This window comes from Vibrio sp. qd031 (assembly GCF_002100145.1).
Classification (GTDB): domain Bacteria; phylum Pseudomonadota; class Gammaproteobacteria; order Enterobacterales; family Vibrionaceae; genus Vibrio.
In genome coordinates, this window is record NZ_JXQD01000005.1 from 63,962 (window position 1) to 79,296 (window position 15,335).

General features: G+C 45.9%; 16 protein-coding genes. 7 read left to right on the forward strand and 9 right to left on the reverse strand.

The window, feature by feature from the left end; genetic code table 11:
- The first annotated feature begins 53 nt into the window (after positions 1-53).
- The 7 genes from cysD to ST37_RS04265 all read left to right on the forward strand — a co-directional run bounded on the left by cysD (position 54) and on the right by ST37_RS04265 (position 6,353).
- Positions 54-968 carry a sulfate adenylyltransferase subunit CysD gene (gene cysD, locus ST37_RS04235; RefSeq protein WP_084884066.1) on the forward strand — a complete coding sequence of 305 codons (915 nt, stop codon included), beginning with the start codon at positions 54-56 and terminating at the stop codon, positions 966-968.
- An 86-nt stretch (positions 969-1,054) separates the two neighbouring features.
- Positions 1,055-1,723: an adenylyl-sulfate kinase gene (cysC, locus tag ST37_RS04240; protein WP_084884067.1), complete on the forward strand. Its 669-nt coding sequence runs from the start codon at positions 1,055-1,057 to the stop codon at positions 1,721-1,723.
- Positions 1,723-2,688: an acetyltransferase gene (locus ST37_RS04245; protein WP_084884164.1), complete on the forward strand. Its 966-nt coding sequence runs from the start codon at positions 1,723-1,725 to the stop codon at positions 2,686-2,688. Before cysC ends, ST37_RS04245 begins: the two co-directional genes overlap by 1 nt.
- A 90-nt stretch (positions 2,689-2,778) precedes the next feature.
- Complete coding sequence (locus ST37_RS04250) at positions 2,779-3,129, forward strand: four helix bundle protein (RefSeq protein WP_084884068.1); 351 nt, start codon at positions 2,779-2,781, stop codon at positions 3,127-3,129.
- Positions 3,130-3,249: 120 nt separating this feature from the next.
- Entirely contained in the window at positions 3,250-4,659 is a 1,410-nt protein-coding gene (gene cysN / locus ST37_RS04255) for a sulfate adenylyltransferase subunit CysN (RefSeq protein WP_084884069.1), read from the forward strand.
- A gap of 267 nt (positions 4,660-4,926) precedes the next feature.
- Positions 4,927-5,502: a transposase gene (locus tag ST37_RS04260; protein WP_084884165.1), complete on the forward strand. Its 576-nt coding sequence runs from the start codon at positions 4,927-4,929 to the stop codon at positions 5,500-5,502.
- Positions 5,503-5,600: 98 nt separating this feature from the next.
- Entirely contained in the window at positions 5,601-6,353 is a 753-nt protein-coding gene (locus tag ST37_RS04265; protein ID WP_084884072.1) for a Wzz/FepE/Etk N-terminal domain-containing protein, read from the forward strand.
- Positions 6,354-6,387: 34 nt separating this feature from the next.
- Here ST37_RS04265 and recG read toward each other — a convergent pair whose 3' ends face one another.
- The 9 genes from recG to ST37_RS19690 all read right to left on the reverse strand — a co-directional run bounded on the left by recG (position 6,388) and on the right by ST37_RS19690 (position 15,285).
- The gene (recG, locus tag ST37_RS04270; RefSeq protein WP_084884073.1) at positions 6,388-8,472 is read right to left on the reverse strand and encodes an ATP-dependent DNA helicase RecG; all 2,085 of its coding nucleotides are present in this window, start codon (positions 8,470-8,472) and stop codon (positions 6,388-6,390) included.
- 104 nt (positions 8,473-8,576) lie between these two features.
- The gene (locus tag ST37_RS04275) at positions 8,577-9,299 is read right to left on the reverse strand and encodes a hypothetical protein (protein ID WP_084884075.1); all 723 of its coding nucleotides are present in this window, start codon (positions 9,297-9,299) and stop codon (positions 8,577-8,579) included.
- Between the two features lie 133 nt (positions 9,300-9,432).
- Positions 9,433-10,383 (reverse strand): HipA domain-containing protein, encoded by a 951-nt coding sequence (locus ST37_RS04280; protein ID WP_084884077.1) that lies wholly within the window; start codon positions 10,381-10,383, stop codon positions 9,433-9,435.
- Positions 10,380-10,691, reverse strand: coding sequence for a HipA N-terminal domain-containing protein (locus tag ST37_RS04285; RefSeq protein WP_084884079.1), 312 nt, complete (start codon positions 10,689-10,691; stop codon positions 10,380-10,382). Before ST37_RS04285 ends, ST37_RS04280 begins: the two co-directional genes overlap by 4 nt.
- 502 nt (positions 10,692-11,193) lie before the next feature.
- Entirely contained in the window at positions 11,194-11,679 is a 486-nt protein-coding gene (locus tag ST37_RS04295) for a hypothetical protein (protein ID WP_084884082.1), read from the reverse strand.
- A gap of 139 nt (positions 11,680-11,818) precedes the next feature.
- Positions 11,819-13,546, reverse strand: a complete 1,728-nt coding sequence (locus ST37_RS04300) for a sodium:solute symporter family protein (RefSeq protein WP_084884083.1) — start codon at positions 13,544-13,546, stop codon at positions 11,819-11,821.
- 12 nt (positions 13,547-13,558) lie between these two features.
- Complete coding sequence (locus tag ST37_RS04305; protein WP_084884085.1) at positions 13,559-13,822, reverse strand: DUF4212 domain-containing protein; 264 nt, start codon at positions 13,820-13,822, stop codon at positions 13,559-13,561.
- Positions 13,823-14,183: 361 nt separating this feature from the next.
- Complete coding sequence (locus tag ST37_RS04310) at positions 14,184-14,819, reverse strand: response regulator transcription factor (protein WP_084884086.1); 636 nt, start codon at positions 14,817-14,819, stop codon at positions 14,184-14,186.
- Positions 14,820-14,976: 157 nt separating this feature from the next.
- Positions 14,977-15,285, reverse strand: a complete 309-nt coding sequence (locus ST37_RS19690; protein WP_143698123.1) for a hypothetical protein — start codon at positions 15,283-15,285, stop codon at positions 14,977-14,979.
- Positions 15,286-15,335: the final 50 nt, after the last annotated feature.

Consider the following 15,335-nt stretch of genomic DNA (forward strand, 5'->3'; position numbering starts at 1 on the left):
TGGAAATTCGTCCTAAGGTTCTTAGGGCACAACTATCTAAAATGGAAATCGGAATGAAAATTTCTCCAGAAAGAATGACTCACCTAAAACAGCTGGAAGCTGAGTCGATTCACATTATGCGTGAAGTCGCGGCCGAGTTTGATAACCCGGTTATGCTGTATTCGGTGGGTAAAGACTCGTCGGTAATGTTGCACCTTGCGCAAAAAGCGTTTGCGCCTGCCATTCCGCCGTTCCCACTTATGCACGTAGACACTACGTGGAAATTCAAAGAAATGATTGAATTTCGTGACTACATGGCTAAAAAGCTAGGCATGAAGTTGATTGTGCATCAAAACCCTGAAGGGTTGGCGATGGACATCAGCCCATTTACTCACGGCAGTTCTATGCACACCGACGTTATGAAAACTCAAGGTCTTAAACAAGCCCTCGACAAACATGGGTTTGACGCAGCCTTTGGTGGCGCACGTCGTGATGAAGAAAAATCTCGCGCAAAAGAGCGTGTGTACTCGTTCCGTGATGAACACCACCGTTGGGATCCTAAAAACCAACGTCCAGAGCTGTGGAACATTTATAACGGTAAAGTAAACAAGGGCGAATCGATTCGTGTCTTCCCTTTGTCTAACTGGACCGAGCTCGATATTTGGCAGTACATCTACCTAGAAGACATCGAAATCCCAGGCTTGTACCTGTCTGCTAAGCGCCCAGTGATTGAGCGTGATGGAATGCTTATCATGAAAGATGATGACCGCATGGAGCTGAAAGAAGGCGAAGTGATTGAAGAGAAAATGGTTCGCTTCCGTACATTGGGTTGTTACCCACTGACTGGTGCAGTGGAATCTGATGCTGCAACTCTGCCAGAAATCATTCAGGAAATGCTGCTAACGACAACGTCTGAGCGCCAAGGTCGAGCGATTGACCACGACTCTTCTGGTTCGATGGAGAAGAAAAAGCGCGAAGGGTATTTTTAGGGGCGAGGAGCGAGAGGCGAGGGCGGCTTCGCCTTCGAGTGGGGGATACCCACACTTCGTTTGGAATAACCTTTGTGTAGTATATTATGAATTCTCCTTATCAAAGAAAAGATAATGACTCGGTGAGTGATGATGTGGTTTGGCATAATTCCACGGTGACTCATGAAGACCGAGTTGAATTGAAAAAACAGACGCCGGCTATTTTGTGGTTTACGGGGCTAAGTGGCTCGGGTAAGTCAACAGTGGCCAACGCCGTTGAAAGCAAGTTGCTCAGTCTAGGCAAGCACAGCTACCTACTCGACGGCGATAATGTACGCCACGGCCTAAATAAAGACTTGGGTTTTGGGGATACCGATCGTGTTGAGAACATTCGCCGCATTGGTGAGGTCGCTAAACTGTTTGTCGATTCTGGCACGCTAGTGCTTACTGCGTTTATCTCGCCATTTGTGTCAGACAGAGAGCAAGCTCGCGCATTAGTCGAAGATGGCCAGTTTTTGGAAGTCTTTGTGGATACGCCGCTTTCTGTATGTGAGCAGCGCGATCCTAAAGGCCTTTATAAAAAAGCGCGAGCCGGTGAAATCAAAAATTTCACTGGTATCGACTCTGCTTATGAAGCACCAACCTCTCCAGAAATTCACCTTCTAACAGAAGGTAAATCGGTAGAAGAGTGTGCGGAGTTTGTCGTTGCTGAGCTAAAACGGTTGGGATACCTCTCGTCAGAGGAAGGTACGTCGTCTCAAGGGAGAGCCGTATGATGCATTACGATGTGTTTAATGGTGATGCCGACGGGATTTGCGCGTTGTTGCAAATTCGTCTGGCCAATCCTCTCAAGACTAAGCTTATTACTGGCGTTAAACGTGACATTAAGTTGCTGTCCCAAGTTGCCAATCAAAACGATGTGAGTGGTGTGACTGCATTGGATATCTCTATGGAGAAGAACCTAGAGCCACTGCATGCGATTTTAGAGCAAGAGATCCCTGTCTTTTATTGCGACCATCACCGTCATGGCGACGTACCCGCGTCGAACTGCCTTACTGCGCTAATCGACCTCGATGCCGAAACCTGTACCAGTTTGCTGATCAACAAACACCTAAACGGAGCCTTTGCAAAATGGGCTGTCGTCGGCGCGTTTGGCGATAACATGTTTGTACGTGCAAATGCGCTAGCGCAAGAGCTAGGGCTTAGCGATATCGACGTCGAGTTTCTAAAAGAACTAGGCACGCTCATTAACTATAACGGTTATGGCGCGACGCTAGACGATTTGCATATTGCTCCTGCAGAGCTCTATCAGGCATTGCGTCAATTTGATTGTCCTTTGGCACTGCGTGACGACAAAGATTCCCCTTATTACGTGCTTAAAAAAGGGTATGAGTCCGATTATGCCAATGTTGAAGCGTTAACACCGATTCAAGACAGTGCAGTCGCAAAAGTCTTTGAACTGCCGTGTGAAGCATGGGCAAGACGAATCAGCGGCGTATTTGGTAATGAGTTGGCAAATTTGGCTCCGAGTACGGCTCATGGTGTGTTAACACTGAATGCGAATGGGGAAGACTACACTGTGAGTGTTCGTGCCCCACTGAGCAACAGAACCGGTGCCGATGAGATATGTTCGTCTTTCCCAACAGGGGGAGGGCGCAAGGCCGCTGCGGGGATTAATCAATTACCGGTGGGCGAGAAGGGTGAGTTTGTGCGTCGGTTGATGGAGTTTTACGCAAGTTAAAGGGGCGGGGACGCTTTGCTTCGGGGGCGCTGTTGCTTCGGGGAGCGAGGGGTTTCGTAAGTCTCATGATAAACAGTTAAAGGAGTTGGGGTGAATTACGAATCGTTGGAAGTTTGGCAAAGGAGTGTTGAAGTTTCGGTTCGTGTTTATCAACTGCTTGAAGGTACACGGGATTTTGGGTTTAAAGACCAAATTTGCCGTAGTGCGGTGTCTGTGCCTAGCAATATTGCTGAAGGCTGTGAACGGATACATTCAAAAGAAAAAATCAACTTTTTGTCAATCGCAAAAGGTTCTGTGGGTGAGTTAAAAACGCAGTTGATCATTGGCCAGCGAATTGGGCATATAGCCCAGAAGGACGCTAACCAATTAACAACTGAGTGTGAAACCATATCAAGAATGATTGGTGCCCTAATTACCCACAACAAGAAACGAATGAACTAAAAACAATTAAATTTTTAGGCCAGGGGCCTAACGCAACTGTAGTGAGAAAGGACAATCGTCCACCCGCTCCCCGCAGCGAAGCGTCCCCGCTCCTCGCCTCCCAAAAAACAAGGATATGAAATGTCACATTCTTCAGACTTAATCGCTACAGATATAGAAGCGTACTTAAAAGTCCATGAAAATAAAGACTTACTGCGTTTCTTAACATGCGGTAACGTAGATGACGGTAAATCTACGCTTATCGGTCGTTTGCTATTTGATAGTAAGCTTATTTACGAAGATCAAATGGCTGCGATTGAGAAAGACTCGCAAAAGTTCAACACCACAGACGAAGCGTTCGATTTAGCGTTGTTGGTGGATGGTCTTCAGTCTGAGCGCGAGCAAGGCATTACCATTGATGTTGCGTACCGTTACTTCTCGACAGACAAGCGTAAGTTCATTATCGCCGATACTCCAGGACACGAGCAGTACACTCGCAACATGGTCACTGGTGCGTCTACCTGTGATTTGGCCATTGTGATGGTTGATGCCCGCCACGGCATTCAAACACAAACTCGTCGCCACAGTTACATTTGTAGCTTGCTAGGCATTAAGCACATTATTGTTGCCATCAACAAAATGGACTTGATGGATTACAGCCAAGACGTTTACCAAAAGATCAAAGCGGATTACCGCGAAATGGCGCAAAACTTCAATATTGACGACATTCGTTTTGTGCCAATTTCTGCGCTTAAAGGCGACAACGTTGTGACGCCAAGTGAAGAGATGGACTGGTACCCAGGTGCTACTCTGATGAAGCTTTTGGAAACGGTTAAAATTGATCAAGATAAAAATCTTGAGAGCATGCGTTTCCCAGTACAGTACGTTAACCGTCCAAACCTTAACTTCCGTGGTTTCTGTGGCACTCTTGCTTCAGGTATCGTTCAGATTGGTGACGAAGTTACCGCGCTTCCATCGGGCAAGACGTCTCGCATCAAATCAATCTTTACCTTCGACGGTGAACTAGACAGTGCTCAGCCAGGTCAAGCGATCACTATTACCCTTGAAGATGAAATTGACGTCTCTCGTGGTGACATGTTGGTACATACAGGTCATGAGCCTGCGGTTACTAACAAACTGTCTGGTCACGTTGTGTGGATGGATGAGAATCCAATGCGCACCCACAAAGAGTACATCTTTAAGTTCGCGACTAAGTCTTGCACAGGTAAGGTGTCGAAAATCGATCACAAGATCGATGTCAACACGCTGAAGCAACACGCCGAGAACGCTGAAATTTTAGAGCTAAACGAAATCGCATTGTCTGATATTTCACTTACGGACAAAGTAGCTGTCGACCACTACGACAGCTTGCCGCAAACTGGCGCATTTGTTGTCATTGACCGTCACACTAACGTAACCGTTGGTGCTGGTATGGTGGCTAGCATTGCTGGCGAAGCCGATCAGAACGCTCGTGAATACAGCGCTGCTGAGAAAGAGCTTAATGCCTACGTACGCAAGCACTTCCCAGAATGGGGCTGTTCTGAAGTATAAGTAAGCTTAAAGCTTGGGGTCAGAGTCGATTGACTCTGCCCCCTTTTTTTTGTCTAAAATTGAGGTTTGCCTCGAAGGTAATTCGTTTACTTGCTTCATGATTTGTCCATTCAAGTTCCATGCTTGGGGTCAGAGTCGATTGACTCTGACCCCTTTTCTTTCATCCAAAAATGAGGTTTGCCTCGAAGATCATTCGTTTGTTTGCTCTACGATTTAACCAAATATGTTCTAGTGTTTTGCATTGTTAAAATGCTAGCGAGACAGGACATGGCTAGACAATTGCGAAATATGCCACAAGGAATGGCTCAACATGTGATTCAGCGAGGCAACAATCGTCAAGCTTGCTTTGTAGATGACATGGATAGGCATGCTTACCTCTCTTGGTTGAACAAGTACGCCCTTAAATATCAGGTCCATATTCATGCATGGGTGTTAATGTCTAACCATGTACATATGTTATGTACCCCTCATAGCCAAGATGGGATTTCGAAAATGATGCAGTCTCTTGGTCGCGCGTATGTGCTTTACTTCAACCGTAAACACGAACGTACTGGAACCTTGTGGGAAGGGCGATTTAAAGCATCCACTGTGGATACTCAGCACTATTTATGGGTGGTTTCACATTATATTGAGATGAACCCAGTACGGGCTGAAATGGTGTCTAAGCCAATCGACTATAAGTGGAGTAGTTACCACACGAATGCACTGGGAAAACCCTCAGACTTAATCACGCCTCACCCTCTCTATGAGGCAATAGGCGAAGATAAGCAAACGCGTTTAGAAGCCTACCAAGCCATATTTGAAGAATTGGGGTCAGAGTCAATTGACTCTGACCCCAATTAATTCACCAAAAATGTAATCAAAAGTTCCTTCAACCGTTAATAGGTCGTGCTTGTGTTAGAATTAACGGATTAACATCGTGAAGCGGCTTTTCTCATACAATGGCGAATCAACCTAAACAATCAAGTGAACACTCTCTCAACGTTACCTACTCACAACATGAAGAAGAGATCGATCTTCGTGAATGTCTCATCATTATTTCGCGAGGCAAATGGTTAATAGCAATATTGACTGCAATAGTTGTTTTTATTGCCGCAACGTATGTAAAGCTACAACCAGCTATCTACCAATCCAAAGTATCATTCATTGTTTCAACGGGGCCACACTGGAATACTGATTTTCAGCCGGGAATAGAAAAGTATATCCTTCCTATTATCTCTAGCGAATCGTTTCAAAACCAAATGAAAATCGACTTTGAGGATGATTTCGAGTTTCCAACCGTGTCGGTCGATAGAGCTGGTGTTTATACTGCGACCGTTGAGCGGTCGACCGCAAAGGATGCGTATACTGCAGTTAGTCATTTTGTTGGCGAGCTAAACACCGTGTACAAAGCGCGGTTACATTCTGAAGTTAAAGTGCAGAGTAAAGTCGTTGAGTCGCTCGCAACATCTCAAGAAACTGAGCATCTAAACATCATTGCGGATAATTTGAAGATTGCTGAAGCACTGTTGTTGAATGAGGATTTTTCAGTTGTTCAAGTGTTGAACGCACCTAATATGCCACGAACACAAGCTAACTCAAATGGGGCAATTATTATTGTATTAGCAGCGATATTTGGTTTGATTTTGAGTTTGACGATCATATTTGTACGTCACGCTTGCCAACAATCGCCCAATTGCAATTCTCGTAACTAATGGGGTCAGAGTCAATTGACTCTGACCCCAATAGTTAGGCGTTAGTGTAGTTTTCTCTTCTTGGCATCCAACGCTCGATGATTTTGTCGCATTGTGGGCGGTGGTGCGTGTGGAGTTGTTGGGCGAGCCTTTGGACTAAAGGGATCAGTGCTTGGTCTCTCATGAGATCGGCGATTTTTAGGTCGGCAATGCCGGTTTGTTTGGTGCCTAGTAGTTCGCCAGGGCCGCGGATCTCTAAATCTTTTTGTGCGATCACAAACCCGTCGTTGCTTTCACGAAGTACCCCTAAGCGCTTTTGAGCGGTTTTGGACAGTGGCGGATGATAGAGCAGTACGCAGTGGCTCGCGACTTTTCCTCGCCCTACGCGGCCACGTAATTGGTGAAGCTGAGCAAGGCCTAAACGTTCAGGGTTTTCAATCACCATTAGACTGGCGTTAGGCACATCCACGCCGACTTCTATCACGGTGGTTGCGACCAAAAGATGCAGCTGGTTATCTTTAAACTGCTGCATGATCGCTTGCTTCTCTTTGGGCTTCATCCGGCCATGAACCAGTCCAATGTTAAGCTCGGGAAGAAGTAGCTTCAACTCTTCGGCGGTTATTTCGGCCGCTTGTGCTTCCAATACTTCCGATTCATCAATCAATGTGCACACCCAATAAGCTTGCTTGCCTTCACTTAGGCATGCATTGCGGATGCGCTCGATAATGTCGCGTCTTTTGGAGTCGGGGATCACCACGGTTTGGATGGGTGTTCTACCCGGTGGCAGTTCATCAATGACGGACGTTTCTAAGTCAGCGTAAGCGGTCATGGCGAGCGTTCTTGGAATCGGTGTCGCGGTCATGATCAGCTGGTGCGGGTAGACGCCTTGCTGGTGGCCTTTATTTCTTAGCTCTAAACGTTGATGAACGCCAAATCGGTGCTGTTCATCAATGATCACCAGCGCCAGTTTTTCAAAGCTAACCGCCTCTTGGAAGATCGCATGGGTGCCCACCACCATTTTGGCTTCGCCACTGGCAACACGCTCTATTTGCAGCTGTTTGGCTTTACCCGTCACTTTACCCGCTAGCCATGCAACTTGGACACCAAGTGGTGATAACCATTGTTCAAAGTTGAGCGCGTGCTGCTCTGCAAGCAGTTCTGTTGGGGCCATTAATGCTACTTGATAGCCTTGCTCGATAGCATTGAGCGCACTTAATGCAGCGACTAAGGTTTTTCCCGAGCCAACGTCACCTTGTACCAACCTCATCATTGGGTGTGATTGTCTTAGGTCGCTTTCTATCTCACTGACGACTCGGCTTTGTGCGTTGGTGGGTGAAAAAGGCAAATTGGCGAGCAGTTGCGGCTTTAATGACGTTGATGTGGCAATAGGCCATGCAGCATGCTGATGTCCTTGTGCTTTAACAAGTAACATAGACAGGTTCTGCGCCAGTAACTCTTCGATGATCAATCGCAATTGAGCAGGGTGTTGTCCTTTTTCAAACAGCGCCAGATTGGTGTCGGGTGGCGGTCTGTGAAGGGTATGCAGGGCCTGCTTAATGCTTATCTGCTGTGGATATAGGTTGTCTGGCAATAGGTCCTGAACCGCCATTGAATCGAGCAGTGACAGCGCTTGTTCGGTAATAGCACGTAAAGTGAGTTGCTTAAGTCCATCTGTAGTGGGATAGACTGGAGTCAATGAACTCTCGATTTTAGTGGTTGGCGCTTGGCTGTCTGCCTGAAAGCTAAACTCGGGGTGAACAATCTCAAACCCATATTGTCCACGTTTGATTTCGCCATAGGCGTGCACCCAACGCCCTTCACTAAATTGGTTTTTCATTCCTGCAGTGAAGTTGAAAAAGCGCAAGGTTACACTACCAAAGCCATCGCTGATCTTAACGGTTAACATCTTTCGGCGTGCAAAAACGGTGTCTACGGCTTTTACCTCACCCAGCACCGCACACCACAATCCCGCATGAAGCGCACGAACAGGGTAAACAGTGGTGCGATCTTCATAACGATGGGGTAAGTGAAACAGTGCGTCTTGGCAGGTCACAATATCTATTTTTGCCAGTTTCTCGGCAACTTTGGCCCCAACGCCTTTTAGCTCAGTAATGGGAATGCTCGACAGTAATTGTGACACTCAGTCTCCTTGCAGTGCATGCATAAACACTTTTAAAAACGCGTTGTTAGTATAAACCTGTGAAAGGTGTGTTGAAAATGGTGCTCTCGGCATAGAGGGCGTATTTAGTCGCAAGTCTTAACTCTGTCGACTAACTTCATTGACCCTGGCAGTAGCATTGAGTGGTATTTTGCATCAACCAATTGGTAATCCATGCTAGGTGCAAACCACATCGTAACCTCGTCGGCCCCTTTTTGCTTAATGGGAATAACTTGTAGCTCGCCCCATTGCGAATAGCGTTTGGTCTGTTGCGGTTCGACACTATAACGGTAGTGCTCAAGCGTATCTGACGCTTGTCGAGTCAATTGAAATTGTTCAACACCTTGCAATAACATGTAGCGAAGTTGCGCCGAAATGGTGTCAACGTCCAGGATAGGTCTGTCAGGATTGGTAAACTGCATATGCTGTTGATTCACTAGCATCACCGATTGATGACCGCCTTCAGCAATGTCGACGGTCATTTCACGGTTTTTGAATCCAGAGACATCCTGAGTAAACTCCGTGGTGACAAAGCCTTTTTGGTCATTCCAGACAAACTTAGCGTGCTGCTCAAAACGTGTGCCTATACCGAGTATTCCAGCGTAGCTGCTAGAGGATATTGCCCCTCCGCTCTCGCTCCACACCTCTTTACGAATTAACCAGCCGGTTTTTATGCCCGCAAAATAGACATGATACTTTAGCGTGTTCTCGCAGCTGAATGTTGAATTAGGAAATGCTATGGATTGCTGAGCAAGCACCAAACGAGACACTAAGATCAAACATGCAGCAGCAATGTATAGGGTCTTCATCGGTTATCACTCAAGGCCAAAATATCAATAGAGTCGTTATTTTGCCCGTATCGACGCGGCTTTACAATTTGCGAGGCGCTCTAAGTGCATAAATAGGCAACGATACTGTCCGTCTTCAGGTTAAGAATGCGCCTTATCGATACTCAATAAAGTGATACGCAACAGTATTGACCCATTGTTCAATACTTTGAATTTGATGATCGGGCAGTAAACTGCATCGATACTGCTCAATGATTTGCGGGACGTGGCTAAATAGATCATCGAGGTAGTGGGTTGCTGTCACTTCGCTTAGTCCTATAGCACAGCCAAAATCGATGAAGTCTCGGCCTGTATAAACGCCGTGCTGTGCAAACCCAGGGCAAGCATTCTGATTACCTTCTTCAAATTGACGCAGTGGCAATGCCATGGACGGCTCCATAATAAATGGATAGGCAGACACGGCGACATAGTCGTACACCGGTGCCAGTCTCATATGTCCACAATCATCATAAATGATGGCAAAATTTCGCAGGTGTAGATCACAATTCCCCAGTAGATAGGCAGCGATCACTCGTTTATAAAACTCATCTTCCAATACTGGGTTAGCAACTAAATGCTGTTTCAAAAAGTGGTATACCCGCTCGTAGCTAATGTATGAATGCTCGGTGTTGGGGTCGGTCTCACCGTATTTACAGGTGGCATTCATTGCGGCATCGAGTTGCTCTTGGTGGATAGGATTGCCATCATTGTCGCGATCAAAGCGCTTTATAACAAAGGCTCGTTCAATGGGACTATCTCTTTCTGGGATAAAATTTGCGAGCCAACAGTTAGGAACATCAAACCCCAGTTCCTGCATAATAGTCATGGTCGTGAATTCATTTTCAGCTAGGTAAGGGAGCTCGCGGGTAGAGGGTTTTACAATGCAGTCGCAACTCTCTGCCGAGTGATGATCCAGAGCCAGCTCCATCGTCAACTTGGGCTGAGCCCCAGAAATGCACTGCCCTCGATAGTGTAAGGTTAATTCGTGTTCAAACTGTCTCGCACTAAAAGGTAAAAACTGCCCAATGCTATGCTCATAACGTTGATAAGAAAAATGTTGTTTCATCTCTGTCCCCTTGTGATCTTTACTGCGCCAATCAAGTCATCTCCGTTGTTTATGAGCAGCGTGAAAAGGTCGTCATGGGCAATTCGCTGTGAACGACACATTTTATTTTTGAGCCAGCCTTCGGCGACGAGACTGGCAAAATATGGGTGTAAATGGGGGAGAGTGTAGGGCGACTCGCTAACAGGTAAGCTCAATGACAGCGGTTGCCCATGATAGTTCTGCTGATATTGAAACGAGTATGCGTGGGCCTCTTTATGCAGAGAGCCCACGAATTCCCCGTAAAGGAATACTTGTGCTGTTGTAGTCATTTGTATCCTCACGCTCTAGCCAACGCGTTGTTAGCGTTGAATCTTTTGACGAAATTTGTCTTGGAATTATTTTTTGTGGAGCCTGTTTTCCCAAGTACGAGAATAAGCTTAGAGAAGTTATTTAAAAAAACAGCTCAAATGTTATCAGTTTGTTGGTTATTTGCGCTATTTGCTCGGTTTTTGCGAGATATGCCGCAAAATATCGCGATTTAATTAGAGTGAAGTTTCAATAAATACGCCGAATTTTGTGATCTACATTCAAATTAGAGCTTGCTAATGGAGGGTTGGAGGGGGTACAAAAGGTGATTTTCATCAAGTTTTGCTTTTCCGCGAAGCGCTCGGTTTCATCGAGTAGCAATAGGGTATTTTTAATTGTGGCGGAAAATGGTTTTATTTTGAGAAAATCAAACAAGGTGACGAAGATTCGTTAGAGGTTTCAATCTGGGTTGTTCAACGAAACGGTTTTCACGGAAGGAAAACCGTAGCATTGAATCAATCGAATTTACTTGTCGGTAAATAACGTTTCGTATTTCACGAATTCCGTCGTGGTATCACCAAAGTACAGCGTGCCATCCAGCTCTGTGGCTACGCGCAATAGGTAATCTTTAGAGGACGGAGGAGGAAGCGTCGCAACCCAGCTTCTATTTTCGGTGTCGTTTGCCACCATGTCGATGGGTTGGCCTTGTTCACTTTCGTTCGCCACGACTGACACAATCACACCTTCCAGTGCGTGTTTAGAGGTCATGCTGATTTCCCAGCCTTGTTGGCTAAGAGACTCAGAACGAAATTTGATTTTAAATTCACCGTTTTCCATATCACACAGACCACTGGTGTAACGGCAGTTGGACTTACTAATAAGCTTGTAGCTTTCCCCTTTTTTGGCTGCGTGCGGTTTTTCGGATACCGCGAGATCGACACCAAAATAGGCGATAACAGCAAGAACGGGCGTAATAACTACAGCAAGAATAAAGTGTTTATTTTTAAACATACAACTGACTTTTTATTATGGATAATAACAACTTAGAACAGTTTTTAACCGCAGCAAAATGCAAAGTCTAAAACTGTGGCGTAGGTAGAAAGGTTGGTAAAAAGAAAGCCCTATCTTGCGATAGGGCTTAGACAAGTGATTAGTGGTCGATTGCGTCGCCAGCACCTGCAGGAACACGTACGTGCTCTACAAGGTCTTTCACTTCTTGTGGTGTTTCATCGGTTACTTTCGATACTAGGAAAGCAACAATGAAGTTAAACACGGCACCAATTGCACCAAATGCATTTGGCTCAATGCCTAGGAACCAGTTTGTACCCCAGCTTTCTAGGTATTTCCAATCAGCAATAAATAGAATGCCTTTGTGTTGGAATACGTAGAACAGAGTAATACTGATACCCGCGATCATACCTGCGATCGCACCTTCTTTGTTTATGTTCTTACTGAAGATACCCATCATCAATACAGGGAAGATGGAGGAAGCGGCTAGACCAAAGGCCAGTGCTACCGTACCTGCTGCAAATCCTGGCGGGTTAAGCCCTAGATAACCTGCAACCGCAATGGCGACGGCCATTGAAATCCGTGAGGCGAGCAGCTCTTTCTTCTCCGATATGTTGGGATTGATGACCCCTTTTATCAAGTCATGGGATATTGCGGAGGATATGGCCAACAATAAACCTGCCGCTGTGGACAGTGCCGCAGCAAGACCACCGGCAGCAACCAATGCAATTACCCAGTTTGGTAACTTAGCGATTTCTGGGTTAGCCAATACCATGATGTCATTATCCACTTTAAGCTCGTTTGTCGCCGCGCTAGAAGTGTAGTTAATGTTGCCATCACCGTTTTTATCATCAAAGCCAAGTAGGCCAGTTTTTTCCCAATTTTTAAACCAGTCAGGACGCTCGTCATAAACAAGGTGCTGGCCAGGTGCTGGGTTTACCGTATCCATTAGGTTCAAACGAGCCATCGCAGCTACTGCAGGAGCGGTAGTGTATAGGATCGCGATGAACACAAGTGCCCAACCTGCCGAGGTACGTGCATCACGCACTTTTGGCACAGTAAAGAAACGAATGATTACGTGAGGAAGACCCGCAGTACCAATCATGAGTGACATGGTGTACACAAACATATTGAGTGTGTCACCGCGCACATGAGTGGTGTATTCGGTAAACCCGAGTTCGGTCACCACTTGGTCGAGCCTGTCGAGTAAGTAGACATCGGTGCCAACCATGGTACTACCCAGACCAATCTGAGGAAGCGCGTGGCCAGTTAATTGCAAAGAAATGAATATTGCTGGAATAGTGTAAGCTAAAATGAGTACGCAATATTGTGCAATCTGTGTATAGGTAATGCCTTTCATGCCGCCCATAACCGCGTACATAAATACAATACACATACCGATTAGTAGGCCTGTGTCGTAGTCCACTTCCAAGAAGCGACCAAAGGCAACACCTACCCCTTTCATCTGACCGATAACGTAAGTGACCGACGCAATGATCAAACAGATAACCGCTACGATACGGGCTGTTTTAGAGTAGAAACGCTCGCCGACGAACTCTGGTACGGTGAATTTACCAAATTTACGCAAGTAAGGTGCGAGGAGAAGTGCAAGCAGTACATAACCACCTGTCCAACCCATTAAGAACACCGAGCCACCGTAGCCCATAAAGGCAATGAGGCCGGCCATCGAAATGAACGATGCAGCAGACATCCAGTCAGCCGCGGTTGCCATGCCGTTTGCGATAGGGTGAATACCACCGCCCGCAACATAGAACTCTTTAGTTGATCCAGCACGAGCCCAGATCGCAATGCCGATATACAGTGCAAAGGTTGCACCGACGACTAAGTAAGTAATGGTTTTAAGATCCATCTTCAGCAGCCCCTATTCTTCAACGCCAAATTCGCGGTCGATTTGTCGCATCTTCCACGCATAGTAAAAAATAATGGCCAAGAAGGTATAAATTGAACCTTGTTGAGCGAACCAGAAGCCAAGCTTGTAGCCTCCGATCTGTATATTGTTTAGTGCATCAACAAATAAGATGCCACAGCCAAACGAGACCACAAACCAGACAATCATTAAGCTAATCATCAGTTTCACGTTTTTGTCCCAGTAGGCTTTGGCTTTAGCTTCGTCTTTAAACGCCATTGCCGTCTCCTTACGGTATTGTTATCGGTCACTCGCGCAGCTTAGTGCAACGCTTGTTGAGTGTTAATGAAATGTTGCATCATTTACATTAGCAATCCTTTAACAAGAGTTCTTTTCAACTTTAGTCGCGCGATAAAAGTCGAAGAATGTCTAATAATTAGCAAGTTTTGTGAGCTAGGGACGGGTATGAGCGTGTTGTGATAATGTTAACTTAGACGTAAGTAGTAGAGTTTGTGCTTACAACACAAAAATAATGTACAGCGATGGGAGACTTTAGTCGGGCAACAAAGGGACATTTGAAGCTGTCATCATCAAATATCCCGATTGTGTTTGCAAAAAAAACGCAGTAAGAAGGAGATGTCTAACTTTCAGGTTGCATCTGTTGCAGCATAATCACCGCTTGGGTGCGGTTCTTAACCCCTAGCTTGCGGAAAATTGCTGTCATGTGCGCCTTAATGGTTGCTTCCGATACATTGAGCTCATAGGCGATCTGCTTGTTGAGCAATCCGTCATTGAGCATACCCAGAACCTTATACTGCTGCGGTGTTAAGGTGGCAATTTTGGTCGCTAGATCATCAGAAGCGGCTTTGTTAGTGATCAACTCTGCTGGGAAGTAGGGATCGCCATTGAGCACTTGCTTAAGTGCATCGGTGAGCGTTCGCATATCGCTCGACTTAGGAATAAAGCCAAATGCGCCATGCGTTTTAACCTGAGTGACAATGCTGGCATCTTCGCTGGCCGACACCACCACAATAGGAATGTCTGGGTAGTCGGCTCGCATCTGGATCAGTCCAGACATGCCGTTTGCACCAGGCATCTTAAGATCCAGCAACACCAAATCTGGCTCGTCTTGGGTCTCAAGCAGCTGCACTAATGACTCCAGAGAGTCCGCTTCAAGTAGGTTTGCGCCGCTAATGGCCATGTGCACAGCTTGAAATAACGCGTTGCGAAATAGCGGGTGATCATCGGCGATAACTATCGAGTAACTTGCATCCATGACTATGTACTCTTATCCGTTAGAACTTATTGAAATGATTATGGTTCTGAATGGCGGATTGGACAATATTTGTACCCGAAAAGTCTGAGGGGGGTCACTATGGTTGTCGCTTTAATGCAGCTGGTTCTGTCACACGTCAATTACCAAGGGAAATTTGTTACTTGTTACCGCTGCTCTTCTTATCCTCAATGACGTATCCAAATGATAGGAAGTTCAACGTGGGCGTTAGGATCGCAGGTAAAATGGCATAAGCGAACACTCCTAAATTGAAGAGATCCGTGAGCATTAGACCACCGGCAACTGAGAGTGCAACATTCACGCAATTAGTTAATGTAGGGACTTCTAAGTTCGCGCCACACGCGGAATGAGTGATGTTGGTGCTGTAGAAGTGCGAAAAACGGTCTTTTCTTGAGATAGGTTTTTGGCATTTTGGACAAGATTTGATTAGGTGTTTGTTGTAGTTCATATCAATAACAACGCTAAATTTGGTTAGGTCAATTTAAAAGTGGATGAACA

Coding starts and splice junctions, on each gene's coding strand:
- ST37_RS04260 (WP_084884165.1), top strand. CDS start 4,927: ATGGCTAGACAATTGCGAAATATGCCACAAGGAATGGCTCAACATGTG.
- ST37_RS04245 (WP_084884164.1), top strand. CDS start 1,723: ATGCATTACGATGTGTTTAATGGTGATGCCGACGGGATTTGCGCGTTG.
- cysN (WP_084884069.1), top strand. CDS start 3,250: ATGTCACATTCTTCAGACTTAATCGCTACAGATATAGAAGCGTACTTA.
- cysD (WP_084884066.1), top strand. CDS start 54: ATGAAAATTTCTCCAGAAAGAATGACTCACCTAAAACAGCTGGAAGCT.
- cysC (WP_084884067.1), top strand. CDS start 1,055: ATGAATTCTCCTTATCAAAGAAAAGATAATGACTCGGTGAGTGATGAT.
- ST37_RS04275 (WP_084884075.1), bottom strand. CDS start 9,299: ATGAAGACCCTATACATTGCTGCTGCATGTTTGATCTTAGTGTCTCGT.
- ST37_RS04305 (WP_084884085.1), bottom strand. CDS start 13,822: ATGGCGTTTAAAGACGAAGCTAAAGCCAAAGCCTACTGGGACAAAAAC.
- ST37_RS04265 (WP_084884072.1), top strand. CDS start 5,601: ATGGCGAATCAACCTAAACAATCAAGTGAACACTCTCTCAACGTTACC.
- ST37_RS04300 (WP_084884083.1), bottom strand. CDS start 13,546: ATGGATCTTAAAACCATTACTTACTTAGTCGTCGGTGCAACCTTTGCA.
- ST37_RS19690 (WP_143698123.1), bottom strand. CDS start 15,285: ATGAACTACAACAAACACCTAATCAAATCTTGTCCAAAATGCCAAAAA.
- ST37_RS04285 (WP_084884079.1), bottom strand. CDS start 10,691: ATGACTACAACAGCACAAGTATTCCTTTACGGGGAATTCGTGGGCTCT.
- ST37_RS04295 (WP_084884082.1), bottom strand. CDS start 11,679: ATGTTTAAAAATAAACACTTTATTCTTGCTGTAGTTATTACGCCCGTT.
- ST37_RS04310 (WP_084884086.1), bottom strand. CDS start 14,819: ATGGATGCAAGTTACTCGATAGTTATCGCCGATGATCACCCGCTATTT.
- ST37_RS04280 (WP_084884077.1), bottom strand. CDS start 10,383: ATGAAACAACATTTTTCTTATCAACGTTATGAGCATAGCATTGGGCAG.